The sequence below is a fragment of the Xanthomonas boreopolis genome (assembly GCF_046529185.1).
Lineage (GTDB): Bacteria > Pseudomonadota > Gammaproteobacteria > Xanthomonadales > Xanthomonadaceae > Pseudomonas_S > Pseudomonas_S boreopolis.
The window spans coordinates 4,224,026-4,240,098 of record NZ_CP097162.1 but is presented as its reverse complement, the minus strand read 5'-3'; the positions used below and the strand labels follow the sequence as shown (position 1 = coordinate 4,240,098).

15 protein-coding genes are annotated in these 16,073 nt (G+C 71.0%); 5 read left to right on the top strand and 10 right to left on the bottom strand.

Features of this window, described 5'->3' with window-relative positions; translation table 11 throughout:
• Positions 1-60: 60 nt before the first annotated feature.
• The 4 genes from M3M27_RS19015 to M3M27_RS19000 are packed head-to-tail and all read left to right on the top strand — an operon-like array spanning position 61 to position 2,864.
• A complete protein-coding gene (locus M3M27_RS19015; protein ID WP_434026630.1) occupies positions 61-924 on the top strand; it encodes an alpha/beta hydrolase in 864 nt (287 codons plus the stop codon).
• Positions 921-1,286 carry a hypothetical protein gene (locus M3M27_RS19010; RefSeq protein ID WP_140727568.1) on the top strand — a complete coding sequence of 122 codons (366 nt, stop codon included), beginning with the start codon at positions 921-923 and terminating at the stop codon, positions 1,284-1,286. Before M3M27_RS19015 ends, M3M27_RS19010 begins: the two co-directional genes overlap by 4 nt.
• Complete coding sequence (locus tag M3M27_RS19005; protein ID WP_434026629.1) at positions 1,283-1,684, top strand: DMT family transporter; 402 nt, start codon at positions 1,283-1,285, stop codon at positions 1,682-1,684. Before M3M27_RS19010 ends, M3M27_RS19005 begins: the two co-directional genes overlap by 4 nt.
• A complete protein-coding gene (locus M3M27_RS19000; protein WP_434026628.1) occupies positions 1,671-2,864 on the top strand; it encodes a DegT/DnrJ/EryC1/StrS family aminotransferase in 1,194 nt (397 codons plus the stop codon). The genes M3M27_RS19005 and M3M27_RS19000 overlap by 14 nt, the downstream gene beginning before the upstream one ends.
• Before the next feature lie 736 nt (positions 2,865-3,600).
• Here M3M27_RS19000 and M3M27_RS18995 read toward each other — a convergent pair.
• The 9 genes from M3M27_RS18995 to M3M27_RS18955 form a co-directional block, all read right to left on the bottom strand.
• The gene (locus M3M27_RS18995; RefSeq protein ID WP_434026627.1) at positions 3,601-4,467 is read right to left on the bottom strand and encodes an arginase family protein; all 867 of its coding nucleotides are present in this window, start codon (positions 4,465-4,467) and stop codon (positions 3,601-3,603) included.
• Positions 4,464-5,528: a peptidogalycan biosysnthesis protein gene (locus tag M3M27_RS18990; RefSeq protein WP_140727576.1), complete on the bottom strand. Its 1,065-nt coding sequence runs from the start codon at positions 5,526-5,528 to the stop codon at positions 4,464-4,466. Before M3M27_RS18990 ends, M3M27_RS18995 begins: the two co-directional genes overlap by 4 nt.
• Positions 5,529-5,548: 20 nt before the next feature.
• The gene (locus tag M3M27_RS18985) at positions 5,549-6,952 is read right to left on the bottom strand and encodes an aspartate aminotransferase family protein (RefSeq protein ID WP_434026626.1); all 1,404 of its coding nucleotides are present in this window, start codon (positions 6,950-6,952) and stop codon (positions 5,549-5,551) included.
• 33 nt (positions 6,953-6,985) lie between these two features.
• Positions 6,986-7,690 carry an HAD-IB family phosphatase gene (locus M3M27_RS18980; RefSeq protein ID WP_140727732.1) on the bottom strand — a complete coding sequence of 235 codons (705 nt, stop codon included), beginning with the start codon at positions 7,688-7,690 and terminating at the stop codon, positions 6,986-6,988.
• 373 nt (positions 7,691-8,063) lie between these two features.
• Positions 8,064-8,963, bottom strand: a complete 900-nt coding sequence (gene hemF / locus M3M27_RS18975) for an oxygen-dependent coproporphyrinogen oxidase (protein WP_140727580.1) — start codon at positions 8,961-8,963, stop codon at positions 8,064-8,066.
• A gap of 172 nt (positions 8,964-9,135) precedes the next feature.
• Positions 9,136-9,690, bottom strand: a complete 555-nt coding sequence (locus tag M3M27_RS18970; protein ID WP_434026625.1) for a hypothetical protein — start codon at positions 9,688-9,690, stop codon at positions 9,136-9,138.
• 17 nt (positions 9,691-9,707) lie between these two features.
• Positions 9,708-10,400 (bottom strand): hypothetical protein, encoded by a 693-nt coding sequence (locus M3M27_RS18965; RefSeq protein ID WP_434026624.1) that lies wholly within the window; start codon positions 10,398-10,400, stop codon positions 9,708-9,710.
• A 44-nt stretch (positions 10,401-10,444) separates the two neighbouring features.
• Entirely contained in the window at positions 10,445-10,861 is a 417-nt protein-coding gene (locus tag M3M27_RS18960; RefSeq protein WP_434026623.1) for an NUDIX hydrolase, read from the bottom strand.
• Complete coding sequence (locus M3M27_RS18955) at positions 10,858-13,239, bottom strand: prolyl oligopeptidase family serine peptidase (RefSeq protein ID WP_434026622.1); 2,382 nt, start codon at positions 13,237-13,239, stop codon at positions 10,858-10,860. The genes M3M27_RS18960 and M3M27_RS18955 overlap by 4 nt, the downstream gene beginning before the upstream one ends.
• 331 nt (positions 13,240-13,570) lie before the next feature.
• On the opposite strand from M3M27_RS18955, the gene M3M27_RS18950 reads away from it, so the two are divergent.
• On the top strand, positions 13,571-14,944 hold the full coding sequence (locus tag M3M27_RS18950) for a class I adenylate-forming enzyme family protein (protein WP_434026621.1): 1,374 nt from the start codon (positions 13,571-13,573) through the stop codon (positions 14,942-14,944).
• Between the two features lie 27 nt (positions 14,945-14,971).
• On the opposite strand, the gene M3M27_RS18945 is transcribed toward M3M27_RS18950, so the two are convergent.
• Complete coding sequence (locus tag M3M27_RS18945; protein ID WP_434026619.1) at positions 14,972-15,964, bottom strand: pteridine-dependent deoxygenase; 993 nt, start codon at positions 15,962-15,964, stop codon at positions 14,972-14,974.
• Between the last annotated feature and the right edge of the window lie 109 nt (positions 15,965-16,073).

Here is a 16,073-nt window from a genome sequence, read left to right as displayed (position 1 = left end):
GCCGAAAGCTTCGGGAAAACCTCGACGGGGATGCTGGCCGCCTTCCAGGAGGTGCCCGACGTGATCCGTTCCAGCGAATTCTTCTTCCCAGGCGGCCGCCTCGGCGTGCTGCTCGTCCACGGCCTGACCGGCACCCCGGCGGAGATGCGCCGGGTCGGCATGGGCCTGAACCGCGCCGGCTTCACCGTGCACGGCGTGCAACTGGCCGGCCACTGCGGCGACATGGAGGACCTGCTCGCCACCGGCTGGCGCGACTGGTATGCCAGCGTCGACAACGCCGCCGGGGCGCTGGCCGGCACGGTCGACCGGATGTTCGTCGCCGGGCTGTCGATGGGCGCGTTGCTGGCGCTGCTGCTGGCGAGCGAGCGGCCGCAGTGGGTGGCGGGCGTCGGGGTCTATGGTGCCACCTTCCGCTACGACGGCTGGAACATCCCGTGGACGCGCCACCTCTCGTTCCTGCTGCCGTGGTTCAAGCGCTTCGGCATCGGCCGCCACCGCATGTTCATGGAGGAGCCGCCGTACGGGTTGCGCGACGAGCGCCTGCGCGCGCAGATCGGCGCGGCGATGCAGGGCGAGGACAGCAGCGTCGCCGGCCTGCCCGGCAATCCCTGGCACGCGCTGGCCGAGCTGTACGCGCTGTCGGCGCGGGTGCGGCGCGCGCTGCCCCGGGTGACCGCGCCGTGCCTGGTGGCGCATGCGGCCGAGGACGACGTGGCCAGCCTGCGCAACGCCGAGTGGGTGCTGGACGGCGTGTCCGGGCCGACCGAGTTCCTGCTGATGGAGGACAGCTACCACATGCTGACCCTGGACCGGCAGCGGCGCCTGTTGACCGACCGCACCGCCCACTTCTTCCGGCGCATCGCCGGGGAAGGCCATGGAACCCAGGCGCAGGACCTGCCGCTGCCGGTCGCGGTGCCGACATGAGCCTGCTCGCGGCGACGCTGTGGCTGCTGACCGTGGTGGTCGATACCGCCGGGCAACTGGCGTTCAAGACCGCGGCGGTGGAAGGCATCGCGGCCGGCGGCGACGTGGTGGCGCGCTGGCGCCATCGCCTGGCGCGGCCCTGGCTGTGGGTCGGCGTGGCCAGCTACGTGGTCGAGTTCCTGGCCTGGATCGCGTTCCTGTCGCTGGTGCCGTTGTCGGAAGGGGTGCTGCTCGGCTCGGTCAACATCCTGGCGCTGATGCTGGCCGGGCGGGTGTTCTTCGGCGAGCGGCTGACGCCGTTGCGGCTGGCCGGGATGAGCCTGATCGGCCTGGGCGTGATGGTCGTGGGAGTGGGCGGATGAGAAAGCTGTACCTGATCGGGTTCCCGCTGCTGATGGCGTTCGACACGCTGGCGCAGCTGTGCTTCAAGCTGGCCGGCGCGCATGCGCTGCCGCTGGAGTTCGGCGTCGCGTGGCTGGAGCGGTTGTTCGGGCAGCCCTACATCTACGGCTCGCTGCTGGGCTACGTCGGCGCGTTCTTCACCTGGATGACGCTGCTGGAACGCGCGCCGATCGGCCCGGCCTTCGCCGCCTCGCACCTGGAGGTGGTGACGGTACTGGTGCTGTCGGCCTGGCTGCTGGGCGAACCGGTGACCGGCGTGCACCTGCTCGGTGCCGGCCTGATCCTGGCCGGCGTGGCCTGCCTGGCGCGCGCCGAATCGCAGCGCATCGACGCGGCGATGGCCGATGCCGCGATCTGAGCTGCCGCCGACCGCCGGCCTGCCGCTGCATCTCGGCGACCTGTGGCCGCGCCGCGGCGATGCGTTGGAGGCACGGCTGCAGGCGCTGTTCGGATTGCCGGAGCCGCTGCTGACCTGCTCGGGCACGGTCGCCCTGCTGCTGTCGTTGCGGGTGCTGCGGCGCCTCGCGCCCGGGCGCGACGAGGTGGTGGTGCCGGCCTACACCTGCCCGCTGGTGGCGTTGGCGGTGCATGCGGCGGGCCTGAAGTTGCGCCTGTGCGACCTGCGCGCGGGCCACTTCGAGTTCGATCCGGACGCCCTGCGCGTCGCCTGCGGGGCACGCACGCTGGCGGTGGTGCCGACCCATCTCGGTGGCCGCATCGCCGACGTGGCGGCGGCGTGCGCGGTGGCGCATGGCTGCGGCGCGTGGGTGATCGAGGATGCGGCGCAGGCGCTGGGCGCCCGGGTCGGCGACCGCAGCGTGGGGCTGCATGGCGACATCGGCTTCTTCAGCCTGGCGGCGGGCAAGGGCCTGTCGCTGTACGAAGGCGGCGTGCTGGTCAGTACCGACCCGAACCTGCGCGTGCTGCTGGCGCGCGAGCTGGCGCGGGTGCCGGCGCGACCGCTCTGGGAGCTGCGGCGCAGCGCCGAGCTGCTCGGGTTGGCGCTGCTGTACCGACCGCGCGCGCTGGCGCTGGCCTACGGCATGCCGCTGCGGCGCGCGCTGCGCGAAGGCGACCCGGTGCGCGCGGTCGGCGACCTGTTCGGTCCGGACATCCCCGTGCACCGGGTCGGCCGCTGGCGGCGCGCGGTCGGTGCCAATGCGGTGCCGCGGTTGCCGGGATTCCTGGACGCTGCGCGCGAGCGGGCGCTGGCCTGGCGCGAGGAACTGGCGGCGTTGCCGGGCGTGACGGTCTACGGCGATCGTGACGGGGAACGCGGTACGTGGCCGGTGCTGTGGTTGCGGCTGCCGGACCGGACGCGGCGGGACGCGGCGCTGCGCAGGTTGTGGACGGCGGGGCTGGGAGTGAGCCGGATGTTCGTCCATGCGTTGCCGGACTACGCGTACCTGGGCGATCGCGTGGTGCCGGCGGAGGTGCCGCAGGCGCGGGCGTTGGCGGATTGCACGCTTACGGTGGGCAATGGGGTTTGGTTGGATGCGCGTGCGCGGGGAAAGGTGGTTGAGGGGTTGGCGGGCTGACCCACGCCGTCTCACTGTTCCCCGGAATTCCCCACTACCGTCATTCCCGCGAAAGCGGGAGGCGCTTTTCAGCAGCCGAACGGCTGATCATCTATGGATGTTGCTTTTGGGGCCTTTGGCGAGAAAGGCAAAAGCTTTCGCCTTTGGCGAGTCACTTTTCTTTGCTTGTGCACGCGCGCCGCAGGAGCGGCACCGCACGGCGAAGCCGGCCCGAAGGGCGCGGCACAAGGAGGTGCCGCGTAAAGAAAAGTGACCAAAAGAAAGCACACCCCGCCTGCGCGCCCGCAGCTTTGCTGCGGGTCCACGGAGCCGGCGGGATTTTCGGACGCGGCATCCTGCCGCGGCCGAAAACGACGCACTCGTCCGCTACGCGGCCGAGTCCGGGGCATTCGCCGCGCGGCGAATGCCCGCCCGCCGGGGCGAAGCAGTGCTTCGCCTTTTCCGGCGAGCCCCTGTGCGCCGCCCTTCGGGTTTTCCCACCGTCTCCGCCGCTACGGAGGGGCCCGTGCCGCAGTGACGTTCGTGGGTCGTGGAGCTTGGCGCGCCGCCGCGCGAGGAGGCCTTACCCAATCCAAAGCGAGATCACGAGCACAGCAACAGCAACAGCTGCAATTGCAGCCGTAGCCGCAATCATCACGCTCGCACGCATCTCCCCACCGTCGTCCCCGCGAAGGCGGGGACCCAGTGTCTTTGAGGCTTTCCAGGGGAAACCATCAATGTGCGGCGCGAATAGCGCCTACCGATCTCCGATCGCGCGCAGCAGTTCCAGGTTGAGTGCGTGTTGTCCGGCTTGCCAGGCGGGGAGGGTTTCCGGGTCGGGGGGCGTTTGCCCGTCCAGCGAGGAGAGCAGGCGCTTGAACGGGCTGCGGTAGCGGTGGTGCGATATCTCGCCGGTGATGTCGCTGCCGACGATCGGTCCGGCCAGGGCGGCGATCAGCGCTTGTGCGTCGGCGAGCCGGAAGCGGCCCTGGTCCCAGTTGGTGCGGGCCACGTCCTCGGCGAATACGTCCTTGTCGATCGACAGGTAGATGGGCAAGCGGGCGTCGCGGCGGGCGGCGAAGGCCGCCAGCAGGCTGGGGACGTCGTCGAAGTTGTGGACCGCACCGGCGCAGCCGAGCGGGCGCGCCCAGCGCGTGTCGACGCCCAGGCACCAATAGTGCAGCCGTCCCGCGCGCAGCGGGGCGAGGTGCTGTTCCCAGCAATGCGCGGTGCCGGCGTCCGGCGAGCAGATGCCGACCACGTGGACCTGCGCGACCCGCGCCAGCGCGGTGGCGTGGCGTACCCACGAGCCGCAATGGATGCCGAACGGGTAGCGCATGTTGTCCGGATGGTTGTCGAGCACGATCACCTGCAGCGGACGGTCGCTGCGCTCGGCGGCGAACCGTACCAGGGGCCAGCTCAGGTGGTGGAAGTCGCCGCTGCCCAGGAACACGGTGCCGTGCCCGCGTTCCAGCGCCGGCCGGACCTGCCCGACGAAGCGGTGCAGGGTCGCATGGCCGCAGCCGAAGCGGACCGCTTCCTGCCAGTGCCGCAGCGGCAGCACCCGCGCCTCGGGAACTGCACCGGTGGACGCGTCCAGGTCGAGGATCAGCGGCGCGTTCATCCCATCGCCTCGGCCTGCGGCATGTCGCCGGCCTCGTGCTCGAAGCGATGGGCATTGCGGCGCAACAGCAGGCGCAGCAGCGGATTGCGCGCGTAGACCGCGTGCCGGGTCGGGCTGAGGCGCGCGCCGAGGTAGCGCTTGATCTCCGGGTCGGTCCAGCCGGCCACGTAATGGCTGAGCCCCTGGCCGCGCGCGTATTCCAGGTTGTGCATCCAGCTCACGGCATAGAGGTTGTGCTCGCGCGCCTGCGGGTAGGCGAAGCCGACGTACTTGTCCACCAGCATCCCGGCGTGCTCGTAGCACAGGTTCCAGCCGACCAGTGCCTCGCCGTGGTAGTAGGCGAACACGCGGCCGCCGCTGCCGCCGTCGCGCAGCAGTTCGGCCAGGAACTCCGGGCCGAGCAGGTCGAAGTGGATCTGGCTCTGCGCGTAGACGTTGAGGTACAGCGCGTAGTAGCGCTGGCACAGCGCCGGATCGTCGAAGCAGGCCGCGCCGGTGGGCTGGCACTCCACGCGCAGCCGGGCGCGCGCGCGCAGCTTGCGGCGGATGTCGCGGCGGCGCCCGGACGACAGTTGCGCCAGGTATTCGTCCTCGCCGGCGAAGTCGATCGGCACCCAGGCCAGCGACATGCCCTGCATCAGCACGAAGCCGCGCTCGGCCAGCGCCTGCGCGAACGCCTCGGCGCGCTGGTTGCCGTGCACGTCCAGCAATGGCGATTCCCACGGCAGGTCCTTGACGATCAGCAGCGGCGCGCGCCGTGCCTGCGCCAGCGTCTCGTCGGCCAGCGCCTCGACGTGGCCTGCCAGCGGCAGCGGCGCGTACTCGGTGACGGTGCAGCCGATGAAGCAGGCGTTCCACTCCAGCCAGCGCCGCCACCAGCGGTAGCCGGGCAACGCGGCCACGCGCGCGCGCAGCGCGTCGTCGGCCGTGGTCAGCAGGTCCAGCCGGGCGCAGAACAGCGGCAGACCGCTGTCCAGTCGCTCGGCCCTGAAGCCCTGCGGCGGATGCGCGAGGAAGCTGCTCAGCAGCGCCTCCGGCTCGAGCTGGGTGCAGTAGCGCATGGCGCGGCCCGGAACCCGCGTCAGCCGGCCTTGGCCTTGGTCAGCAGCTGGTCCAGCAGCGCGATCGCCAGGTCGATCTCCTCATGGGTGATGTCCAGCGACGGAGCCAGCGTGATCACGTTCTTGTACCAGCCGCCGACGTCGAGCACGAGGCCGATCTTCTTGCCGCCGTGGGCGAGATCGCCGGCCAGGCCGATGTCGACCATGCGGTCGAGCAGCGCCTTGTTGGGCGTGTAGCCGTCGGCCTCGCAGATCTCCGCGCGCAGTGCCAGGCCGAGGCCATCGACGTCGCCGATCTCCGGATGGCGCTTCTGCAAGTCCTTCAGACCCTCCAGGAAGTGAGCGCCCTTCAGCGGCACTGTGCGCTCGTAATCCATCTCGTAGCCCATCCGGATCACTTCCAGGCCGAGCGAGGTGCCGAGCGGATTGGAGTTGAAGGTGGAGTGGGTCGAGCCCGGCGGGAACACGGTCGGGTTGATCAGTTCCTCGCGCGCCCACAGGCCGGACAGCGGGTTGAGGCCGTTGGTGAGCGCCTTGCCGAACACCAGCACGTCCGGGGTCACGCCGAAGTGCTCGATCGACCACAGCTTGCCGGTACGCCAGAAGCCCATCTGGATCTCGTCGACCACCATCAGGATGTTGTACTTGTCGAGCACCTTCTTCAGATCGCGGAAGAAGTTCGGCGGCGGCACCACGTAGCCGCCGGTGCCCTGGATCGGCTCGACGTAGAACGCGGCGTACTCGGCCTGGCCCACCTTGGGATCCCATACGCCGTTGTATTCGGTCTCGAACAGGCGCGCGAACTGGTTCACGCAATGATCGGAATATTCTTCAGGCGTCATGCCCTTCGGGCGCCGGAACGGATACGGGAACGGAATGAACATCGCGCGCTCGCCGAAATGGCCGAAACGGCGGCGGTAGCGGTAGCTGGAGGTGATCGACGAGGCGCCGAGCGTGCGCCCGTGGTAGCCGCCCTCGAAGGCGAACATCAGGCTCTTGCCGTTGCGCGCGTTGCGCACCAGCTTCAGCGAATCCTCGATCGCCTGCGCGCCGCCGACGTTGAAGTGCACGCGCCCTTCCACGCCGAACTTGCGCTCCACGTCCTGCGCGATCGTCTTGGCGAGCTGGATGCGGGTCGGGTGCAGGTACTGGCTGGCGACCTGCGGCAGCGTGTCGATCTGGCGCTTCAGCGCGTCGTTGAGGCGCGGGTTGGAGTAGCCGAAGTTGCACGCCGAGTACCACATCTGCAGGTCGAGGAAGGGCACCCCGGCGCTGTCGAACATGTAGCTGCCTTCGCAGCGGCGGAAGACCTTGGGCGGGTCGACGTAGTGCACGGTGTCGCCGAAGGAGCTGTAGCGCGCCTCGTCGGCCAGTAGCTGGGCATCGTCGTCGAGCGTCAGGGCAGGAGTGTGCAGCAGGTTCATGGGTCGCGTATCCGGAAGGTGGATGAGGCCGGCTCAGGCCGGCAGCGGAGCAAGGGCAAGCGCAGGCAGCGGTGCGGGATCGGTGAGGCGGCCGTCGAGCAGGCGCGGCAGCAGAGCGAGCGCGTCCTGGAAGTCGTCGATCGGGCTGTGCGCGATGCCGCGCAGGCGGCAGTGATCGATCAGCTTGCGCTTGGCGAACACGTAGTCGGCGCGCCCGGCGGCGCAGAAGTCGGAAGTGCCGTCGCCGATCAGCAGTACGCGGCTGTGCGCGTGCGGGCGATGCTGGCGGACCTGCGCGCACTTGCAGGTGCCGGCGGTGCAGCCGGGCGCCTGGTAGGGTGAGTCCAGGCGCCAGCGGCGCGGTCGTTCGGCACGGCTCAGCCGATTGGCGACGGTGGGCAGGTGCCGGAGGCCATGACGGGCGAGCAGGACCTGGATCGGCTGGTCCAGGCCGTCGCTGACGACCTGCAGCGGCAGGCCGCGCGCGGCGACGGCGGCGGCGAAGCGCGGGAAATACGGGTCGATCGCGAGGCCGTCCAGGTGCCGTTCGAACTGCTCGGGGCCCATGTCGAGCAGGGCGACCTGGCCTTGCATGCAGGCGGCCGATCCGATGCGGCCGGCCTGCCAGTCCGCCTCCAGCGCTTCCCAGCCGGGCAGGCCGAAGCGGTCGAGCAGAGTGTCGATCACGTCCTGGAGGCCGATGGTCCCGTCGAAGTCGCACAGGACGCTCCAGGACAAGGGGGGTTGGGGTGACATGGGACTCACGGAGCCGTGCAAGGTGGACGCCACCGTAGGCGGGCAACCTTTCGGGCTCCTTTCCGGGATTTCCCGGTCCCGAATGTCTTCAGGCGGCGTTGGCCGGCGTGACCGGATCGAGCCGGCGAGGCCCGGCGGATGCAGGCCGGTACCGGGGTTGCCTTGTGCTTTCCGTGAAAGGGACTGCGGCCGCGACGGGCCTTGTCTGCCTTCTGTCGGGACGCCGGCACCTGTTGTGGGAGGGACTTCAGTCCCGGCGGGCGTTATCGACCCTCTGTCGGGACTGAAGTCCCTCCCACAAAGAAACGGACCCCTTTATGGAATCAACCGACGAAACCGCCGGCGATCGAAGCCCTCAACCCAGCCAGTCGCGCGGCACCAGGTAGTCGGCCAAGCGCGCTTCGGCGCTGCCCGGCTCGGGTTGGAAGCCGTACTCCCAGCGCACGCGCGGCGGCAGGCTCATCAGGATGCTCTCGGCGCGCCCGCCGCTCTGCAGGCCGAACAGCGTGCCGCGGTCGTAGACCAGGTTGAACTCGACGTAGCGCCCGCGCCGGTACAGCTGGAACTCGCGCTCGCGCTCGCCGTACGGCATGTCTTTGCGGCGCTCGACGATCGGCAGGTAGGCGTCGAGGAAGCCGTCGCCGACCGCGCGCAGGTAGGCGAAGTCGCGCTCGAAGTCGCCATGCAGGTCGTCGAAGAACAGGCCGCCGACGCCGCGCGTCTCGTTGCGGTGGCGCAGGAAGAAGTACTCGTCGCACCAGCGCTTGTGCGCGGCGTAGCGCTCCTCGCCGAACGGCGCGCACAACGCCTGCGCGGTGCGGTGCCAGTGCAGCACGTCCTCGTCGAACGGGTAGAACGGGGTCAGGTCGAAGCCGCCGCCGAACCAGGCCGCCACCGGTTCGCCGTCGCGCTCGGCACGGAAGTAGCGCACGTTGGCGTGGGTGGTCGGCAGGTAGGGATTGCGCGGGTGGAACACTAGCGAGACGCCGCAGGCGCGCCAGCTGGCGCCGGCCAGCTCGGGGCGGTGCGCGCTCGCCGAGGGCGGCAGGCGCGTGCCGGCGACGTCGGAGAAGCCGATCCCGGCCTGCTCGAACACCGCCCCCTCGCGCAGCACGCGGGTACGGCCGCCGCCGCCTTCCGCGCGTTGCCACAGGTCCTCGGCGAAGCGGGCCCGGCCGTCGGCGGCCTCGACGGCGGCGCAGATGCGGTCCTGCAGGTTGGTGAGGTAGTCGCGTACGCGCTCGAATTCGTTCATGCCGGTGATTCTAAGCGGCGGGTGTTACTTGCAGGAGCGGCCTTTGTGGGAGCGGCTTCAGCCGCGAAGAGGCTTTCCTTTTGAACCCCTGCACAGGGATGTGCAGGCTGTTGCAGAGGGATCTGCATGAAAACCCCATCGCGGCTGAAGCCGCTCCCACAAAAAGCCGCTCCTACAGGGGGCCGCGCCGGAACTCGGCGCGGATCTCCGGCCGGCACAGCTTCCAGGCGATCCAGCCGTGCAGCGCCGCGACCAGCAGTGCGCTAGCCAGGCACGACCAGAACAGGATCTGCCGCAGCGCATGGGTCATGGCCTGCAGTTCGCGCAGGTCCGCGTCCGGGCCGGCCATGCCTTGCAGCAGGCCGTCGAACAGCGCATCGACCAGCGGCAGGCCGGCGAAGTTGGCCAGGGCCGCCAGCACCAGGCCGGCGATGAAGCCCTGCCGCGCCCATTCGCGCCGGCGCAGCAGGCCCCAGGAGACCCAGGCCAGCACCGCCGAGAGCAGTGCGCCGGCCAGCGACAAGCCGGCCAGGTGGGCGTCCAGCCACAGCAGCGGCGCCGGCACCGGTGTCCCGGGCGGCAGCAGGCCGGCTGCCAGGCTTGCCGAGGGCAGCGTCCAGGCCAGCAGCAGTTGCAGCAGGTTGCCGAGCACGCCGAATCCGCCCAGGGCCAGCGAGATCGCGGCCATCACCGTGACGAAGCTGCTGCGGGTGGGGGTCGTGGGCATAGACGGGGCGGGTGGTCTCAGGCGGGCAACCGGGCCAGGTGGGCATCGAGCATGGCCTGGCCCTCGGCATCGAGGTGGGCATGGATCGCCCGGTACCAAGGTGCGATCGCCGCGGGCGGCAGTTGCGCGTGCAGCAACGGCAGGCTGCGTTCCAGGAAGGTGTCGAAGAACGGCAGCCCGCGCACGTACAGGAAGTGCGAGTCGGTGATCGAAAGCGACGCATAGGCTTCGCGCAGCCATTCCAGGTGCGGCAGCGTGCGCTGCCCGTAGCCCGCCTGCTCCAGCGCCGAAATGAAATTGCCGCGCGCCAGCGCCGCGGACATCTCCCGGGTCTGCGCGTTGACCTGGTCGAACTTGGCCAGCCATGCCTCGCCGCGGCCGGGCTCGCCGCACATCACCGACACCGTGGCCAGTTGCAGCGCGTTGTGGGCGCTCGGCTCGCGCTCGAACAGCTGCAGCCAGTAATCGAACGCCTCCGGATGGTGTCCCAGCGCACTCAACGACAGGGCGCACAGCCGGTAGGCATCGGCGCCCGCCTGCAGTTGCCGCGAGGCCAGGGCGAACGCCTGTTCGTGCCGCTCGCCCTGGAAGGCGTCCAGGGCTTCGGCCAGCGCGGGATCGATGGCTCCCTCCGTCTGGTCGGGAGCGGCCGGCGGCGCGGGCGGCGCATCGGGGCGGGCACGCCGGAACAGGCGGCTGAGGAAACCCATCGCGACGTCCTTGTGGAGTGGAGGAGGCGGGGAAGGTACCCGCTTCAGGGCACGGCGGCCAGCAGCGGCAGGATGTGCACCGCGCTCAGCGGGGCGACCGGCACCGGCCAGGGCGGCGCGGCCGGCAGCCAGGCCAGTTCGGCGATCTCGGCCTGCGCGCGCGGCGCGCGGTCGATGCGCACGAAGTACACCTCGGCGCGCACGCGCCGGCCGGCCTCGTTGACCGCGTCGTGCTCGAACTCGCCCAGGCGGCGCGCGCTGCCGGGCACGATGCCCACGTCCAGTTCCTCGCGCAATTCGCGCGCCAGGGTCGCCAGCGCCTCCTCGCCCGGCTCGCGCTTGCCGCCGGGCTGGATGAAGGTGGACGAGCCGTGCTTGCGCACCAGCAGCGCGCGACCGGCATCGTCGCCGATCAGCGCGGCGACGATGCGGATCGGGCCGATGCCGGCGGCGACGGTCACGGCGCCGGCTTCACCTGTTCCTCGAACAGCTTGAGGATGCGCTTGTACTCGTCCAGCCAGGAGTCGGCGCGGATGAAGCCGTGGCGTTCCAGCGGGTACGGAGCGATCTCCCAGTTGTCCTTGCGCAGTTCGATCAGCTTCTGGGTCATGTCGACCGAGTCCTTGAAGAACACGTTGTCGTCGATCATGCCGTGCGCGATCAGCAGGTGCCCCTGCAGGCCCTCGGCGTAGTTGATCGGCGAGGACGCCTTGTACGCCTCCGGGTCGATGTCCGGGGTGTTGAGGATGTTGGAGGTGTACTCGTGGTTGTACTGCATCCAGTCGCCGACCGGGCGCAGCGCGGCGCCGGCCTTGAACGTGCCCGGCGCGCGGAACATCGCCATGAAGGTCATGAAGCCGCCGTAGCTGCCGCCGTAGATGCCGGCGCGGTCGCGGTCGCCCTGCTTGGTATCCACCAGCCAGTCCAGGCCGTCCAGGTAGTCCTCCAGCTCCGGGTGGCCCATGTTGCGGTAGATCGCGGTGCGCCAGGCGCGGCCGTAGCCTTCCGAGGCGCGGTAGTCCAGGTCGAGCACGATGTAGCCCTTCTGCACCAGCAGGTTGTGGAACATCTGCTCGCGGAAGTAGTTGGTGTAGCGCGCCGAGACGTTCTGCAGGTAGCCGGCGCCGTGCACGAACATCACGATCGGGTAGCGCTTGCCGGGCTCGGGCCGGGCCGGGCCGTAGTACTTGCCCCAGATGGTGCCGGCGCCGTGCTTGGACGGGACCTGCACGTACTGCGGCTGGATCCACTGCCGCGCCTTGAAGGCCGGCGTGCGGGTGTCGGTCAGCACGGTGGCCTGGCCGCCGCTCGCCGGCAGCACCGCCAGTTGCGGCGGCAGGTAGGCGCCGGAGTAGCGCACCAGCAGGTGGCTGCCGTCGGGGGAAACGCTGAAATCCTCCACGCCGTCCAGCGAGGTCAGCTCGCTGACCTGGTTGCTGGCCAGGTCGAGCTTGCAGACTTCGTAGTCGCCCGGCCATTTCTGGTTGCACAGGAAGTAGAAGCCGCGGCCGTCGGGCGCCACCTGCGGGGCGGAGACTTCCCACTTGCCGGAGGTGCGCTGGCGCGGCTTGCCGTTGCCTTCGATCGTGTACAGGTGCGACCAGCCGGATTCCTCCGACAGCAGCCACAGCGTGCGGTTGTCCGGCAGCCAGCCGAAATCGTTGAATTCCCAGTTGATCCAGGCGTCGTCGTGCAGGCGGTGGCGCGAGGCGAGCGTGGCCTTGTCGAGGTCGACCGTGGCGATCCAGCGGTCCTTGTTGTCCACCGCGCGCAGCAGCACGGCGACGTTGCGGCCGTCGGCGCTCCAATGGATCGCCGGATCGCCGCCGAAGCCTTCGACGCCCACGCGCACCGCGCGATCGCCCTTGAGCGGCTCCTTGCCGGCGGCCTTGCGCAGCTTGGCCAGCGGGTCGGTGGCGATGCCCGGCAGGCCGTCGTAGCCCAGCTTGCTGGCCTTGCCGGTGGCCGCGTCGACCAGCCACAGCGCCTGCGGCACCGGCGGGTTGCGCCCGACCCGGGTGCGCACTTCCTGGAACTCCTCGTAGCCGGACTCGGTGACGTACTTGGGCATCTTGCCGGCCTGGCCCTCGTCGGCGCCCTTGGCCTGGGTGACGACCAGCAGGTGGCGGCCGTCGGGCGAGAGCGCGCTGTCGACGATCTCCACGTCCTCGCCGAGGTAGACCGGGCCCGGCGCGCGGGTCGGGTCGGCCTTGCGCCAGGCGTCCTCCTGCTGCTTGAGCGCCTCGCGCTGGGCGCGGTCGTTGCGCAGCGTCGCCAGCGTCGCCAGCTGCTGCTCGCGCAGCACGTCGGGCTTGGGATCGGCACCGGGGTCGCGCGCGGCCTTGAGCACCGCGACCTGCGCGGTGCCGCCGCCCGGCGTCCAGCGGTACCAATCGTTGCCGGCGCGCCAGGTGACGCTGCCGTCGCTGGCGAAGCGCGGGCGCGACTCCGCCTCGTTGCTGCGGGTCAGCTGGGTCAGCGCGCCGCTGCGCAGGTCGCGCAGGAAGACGTCGCCGTTGCGCACGAACAGCATGCGCTGGCGCTGGGCGTCGTAGACCGGGTCGTCGGCGTCGAGCGTGGCGCGCGCCTCGTCGCCGACGCGCGCGGCCGCGCCGCGGCCGTCGATGGACTGGCGGAAGGTGTCGCGCACCGGGCTGCCGTCGCGCTTGAGCAGGTATTCGACCTGGCGGCCGTCCCACGACCACCACGCCTTCTCGACCGGCGGCCCGATCCAGTCCGGGTCGGCCATCGTCTGTTCGATGGTCAGCGGCGCCGAAGGCGCCTGGGCGGAGGCGGTGGCGACGAACAGCAGCAGGGACAGGGGCAGGAATCTGGGCATGGCAGGCAGCGGCAAGGAAAACCGGACAAGCCTAGCAGTCCCCCCGCGTCCGCCGGCTGGGCCACAGGTCATGGCCGGCTTGCCAGCGCGGCCGGGCTTCGGCCATTGTGGCGGCCGTTATCCCGTCCCGGCCCAGGTTCGGACGCCGCAGCCACAGCCCCTCTCCCGCCGGGAAAGGGGTTGGAATGAGGGTAGGGGTGGAACCCTCGGTGCTCGGTGCACGAGGCTCCGCCGGTACCCTCAATCGCCCCTCCGGGGCACCTTCTCCCGGGGGAGGAGGGAACGGCGGCGGCATGCCGAGCAGGTCATTTCGTCCTGGATTTCCGTTCCCATGTCCGCAGTTCTCGAAAGCGCCAGCCCTTCCGCACCGACGCTGACCCTGGGCAGCGGCGATCCCGGCCGGATCCTGGTCTACGACGGCGCCACCGCGATCGACCTGGCGCAGTTCCATGCGCATGTGCGCGGCGTGGCGGCCTGGCTGCCGGCCGGCAGCCACGCGGTCAACCTGTGCGAGGACCGCTATCGCTTCCTGGTCGCGCTGTGCGCGGTGGCGCTGCGCGGGCAGACCACGCTGCTGCCGCCGTCGCGCGCCTCGGCGGTGGTGGAGGACGTGATGCAGCGCCACGCCGGCGCCTATGCGCTCGGCGACGAGGTGCTGGAGGCCGGGCCGGCGCGCTACCACCGCCTGCCGGACGCGTTGCCGCAGGCCGCGGGCGAGCCCCCCCGGGTGCCGGCCGGTGCGGTGGCGGTGATCGGCTTCACCTCCGGCAGCACCGGCCAGCCCAAGCCGTATCCCAAGACCTGGGCGCAGTTCCGCGACGGATGCGGCCAGAACCTGCAGGCGCTGCGCCATCTGTGGGCCGGCACGCCGCCGGCGGTGCTGGCGACCGTGCCGCCGCAGCACATGTACGGGATGGAGATGTCGGTGATCCTGCCGCTGCTGGGCGGCCTCGCCGTCGCCAACGGGCGCCCGCTGTTCCCGCAGGACGTGGCGAACGCCCTTGCGGCGCTGCCGCGCCCGCGGCTGCTGGTCACCACGCCGGTGCACCTGCGCACGCTGGTGGCCGCGCAGGTCGCGATGCCGCCGGTGGACGGGATGGTCTCGGCCACCGCGCCGCTGCCGCAGGACCTGGCGCGGCAGGCCGAAGAACGGTTCGGCGGGCCGATGTGCGAGGTGTTCGGTTCGACCGAGACCTGCGTCTTCGCGCGCCGCCGGACCGCGCTGGAGACCGCATGGACCCCGCTGCCGGGCGTGCGCCTGACGCCGCAGCCGGACGGCACGCTGGTGCATGCGCCGCAGCTGCCGCAGCCGGTGGCGCTGGCGGACTTGATGGAGATCCACGCCGACGGGCGTTTCGAGGTCAAGGGCCGGCAGGCCGACCTGCTCGACATCGCCGGCAAGCGTGCCTCGCTGGGCGATCTCACCCGCCGCCTGCTGGCGGTGCCCGGGGTGCAGGACGGGGTGATGGTGCAGCTGGAAACGCCGGACGAGATCGGCGTGCGCCGCATCGCCGCGGTCGTGGTGGCGCCGGCGCTGGACGAGGCCGGCCTGCTGGCCGCGCTGCGGCAGGCGATGGACCCGGTGTTCCTGCCGCGCCGGCTGCGCTTCGTCGAGCGCCTGCCGCGCAACGAGACCGGCAAGGTGCCGCGGGACCGGGTGCTTGCGCTGTTGGAGCCGGGGCCCGGAAAAGCGTCCTCTCCCTGAACGTTCTGTCCGGGTCCCGATCCCGGTTCACCCATGCACGCCGTCGATCTCGACCATCAGGTCGCGGCGGCAGACCACGGCGTTCAGCAGGATCCGCGGCACCGCATCGCCGAGGCGTTCCTCGAGCGCGCGCTCGATCGCCGGCAGGTCCTCCGCGCGGGTCACGTAGACCTTGAGCCGGGCGCCGGGGCCGATCGCTTCCGGCAGCGCCGGCGAGCGCGTCCGCGCGGTGCCGATCAGCGCGTCGAAGTTGGCGAAGATCTCGCCGAATTGCGCCAGCAACTGGCCGCCATGGCGCGTCTCGTGCCCGACCACGCTGGCGGTGCCGGACAGCAGCAGCGGCATCGCCGCGCCGGCCGGCGGCAGCATCGCGCGGGCGAAGCTCGGCGATTGCGGTCCGTACTGGCGCGGGTAGTGGTAGGCGCTGACCTGGCGCGGGTTCTCCAGCGGCGTGCCCGGCTCGCGCGCGGACAGCCAGTACACCTGCAGCGTGCGCACCCCGTCGGTGCGGCCGATCGCGGTCGCCGCCGGCAGCCGGCCGGTATCGATCGCGCCGATGCCGCGGGCGCGGCCGACGCAGAAATGCCGGTAGCGCTCGTCGTCCCCCTCGCCTTCGACGATGGCGTCCAGGTAGTTCCAGATCCGCAGCAGGTGCGGCTTGGGATGGCCGTTCAGGTGCTCGCCCAGGCGCCGGTAGGCGTACTCGGCGGCGCCGGCGATGCCGCCGTGGGCGGCCTCGTCGACCTGCAGCGCGCCGAACGCCAGCGCTTCGCCCTCGGCCCAGGCCAGGTCGCCGTCGCGGCCCCGGCGGACCGGGCCCGGGCTGCGCCAGACCTCCAGCCGTTCACGGCCGTGAAGCCGCAGGCCGACCTGCAGGTAGCGGGGATCGTCGCTGGGGGGCGCCGCGGCACCGGCGCGGAAGCCGAACACCGCCAGGACGCGAGGATCGGCAAGCAGGGCGGGCAGTTCGGCGGGATCGGCGTAGTCCACGGACAGCGCGTGAGCGTTGGAACCGTTCACGAACGCCACCCGGAAAAACGGCGGCTGGACATCATGTGTTCACTGCGGAGTGATTGCGAAGCGGGCATGATAGCCCGGCACGGTCGGGGGGCCGGCTTGCCTGAGGGCG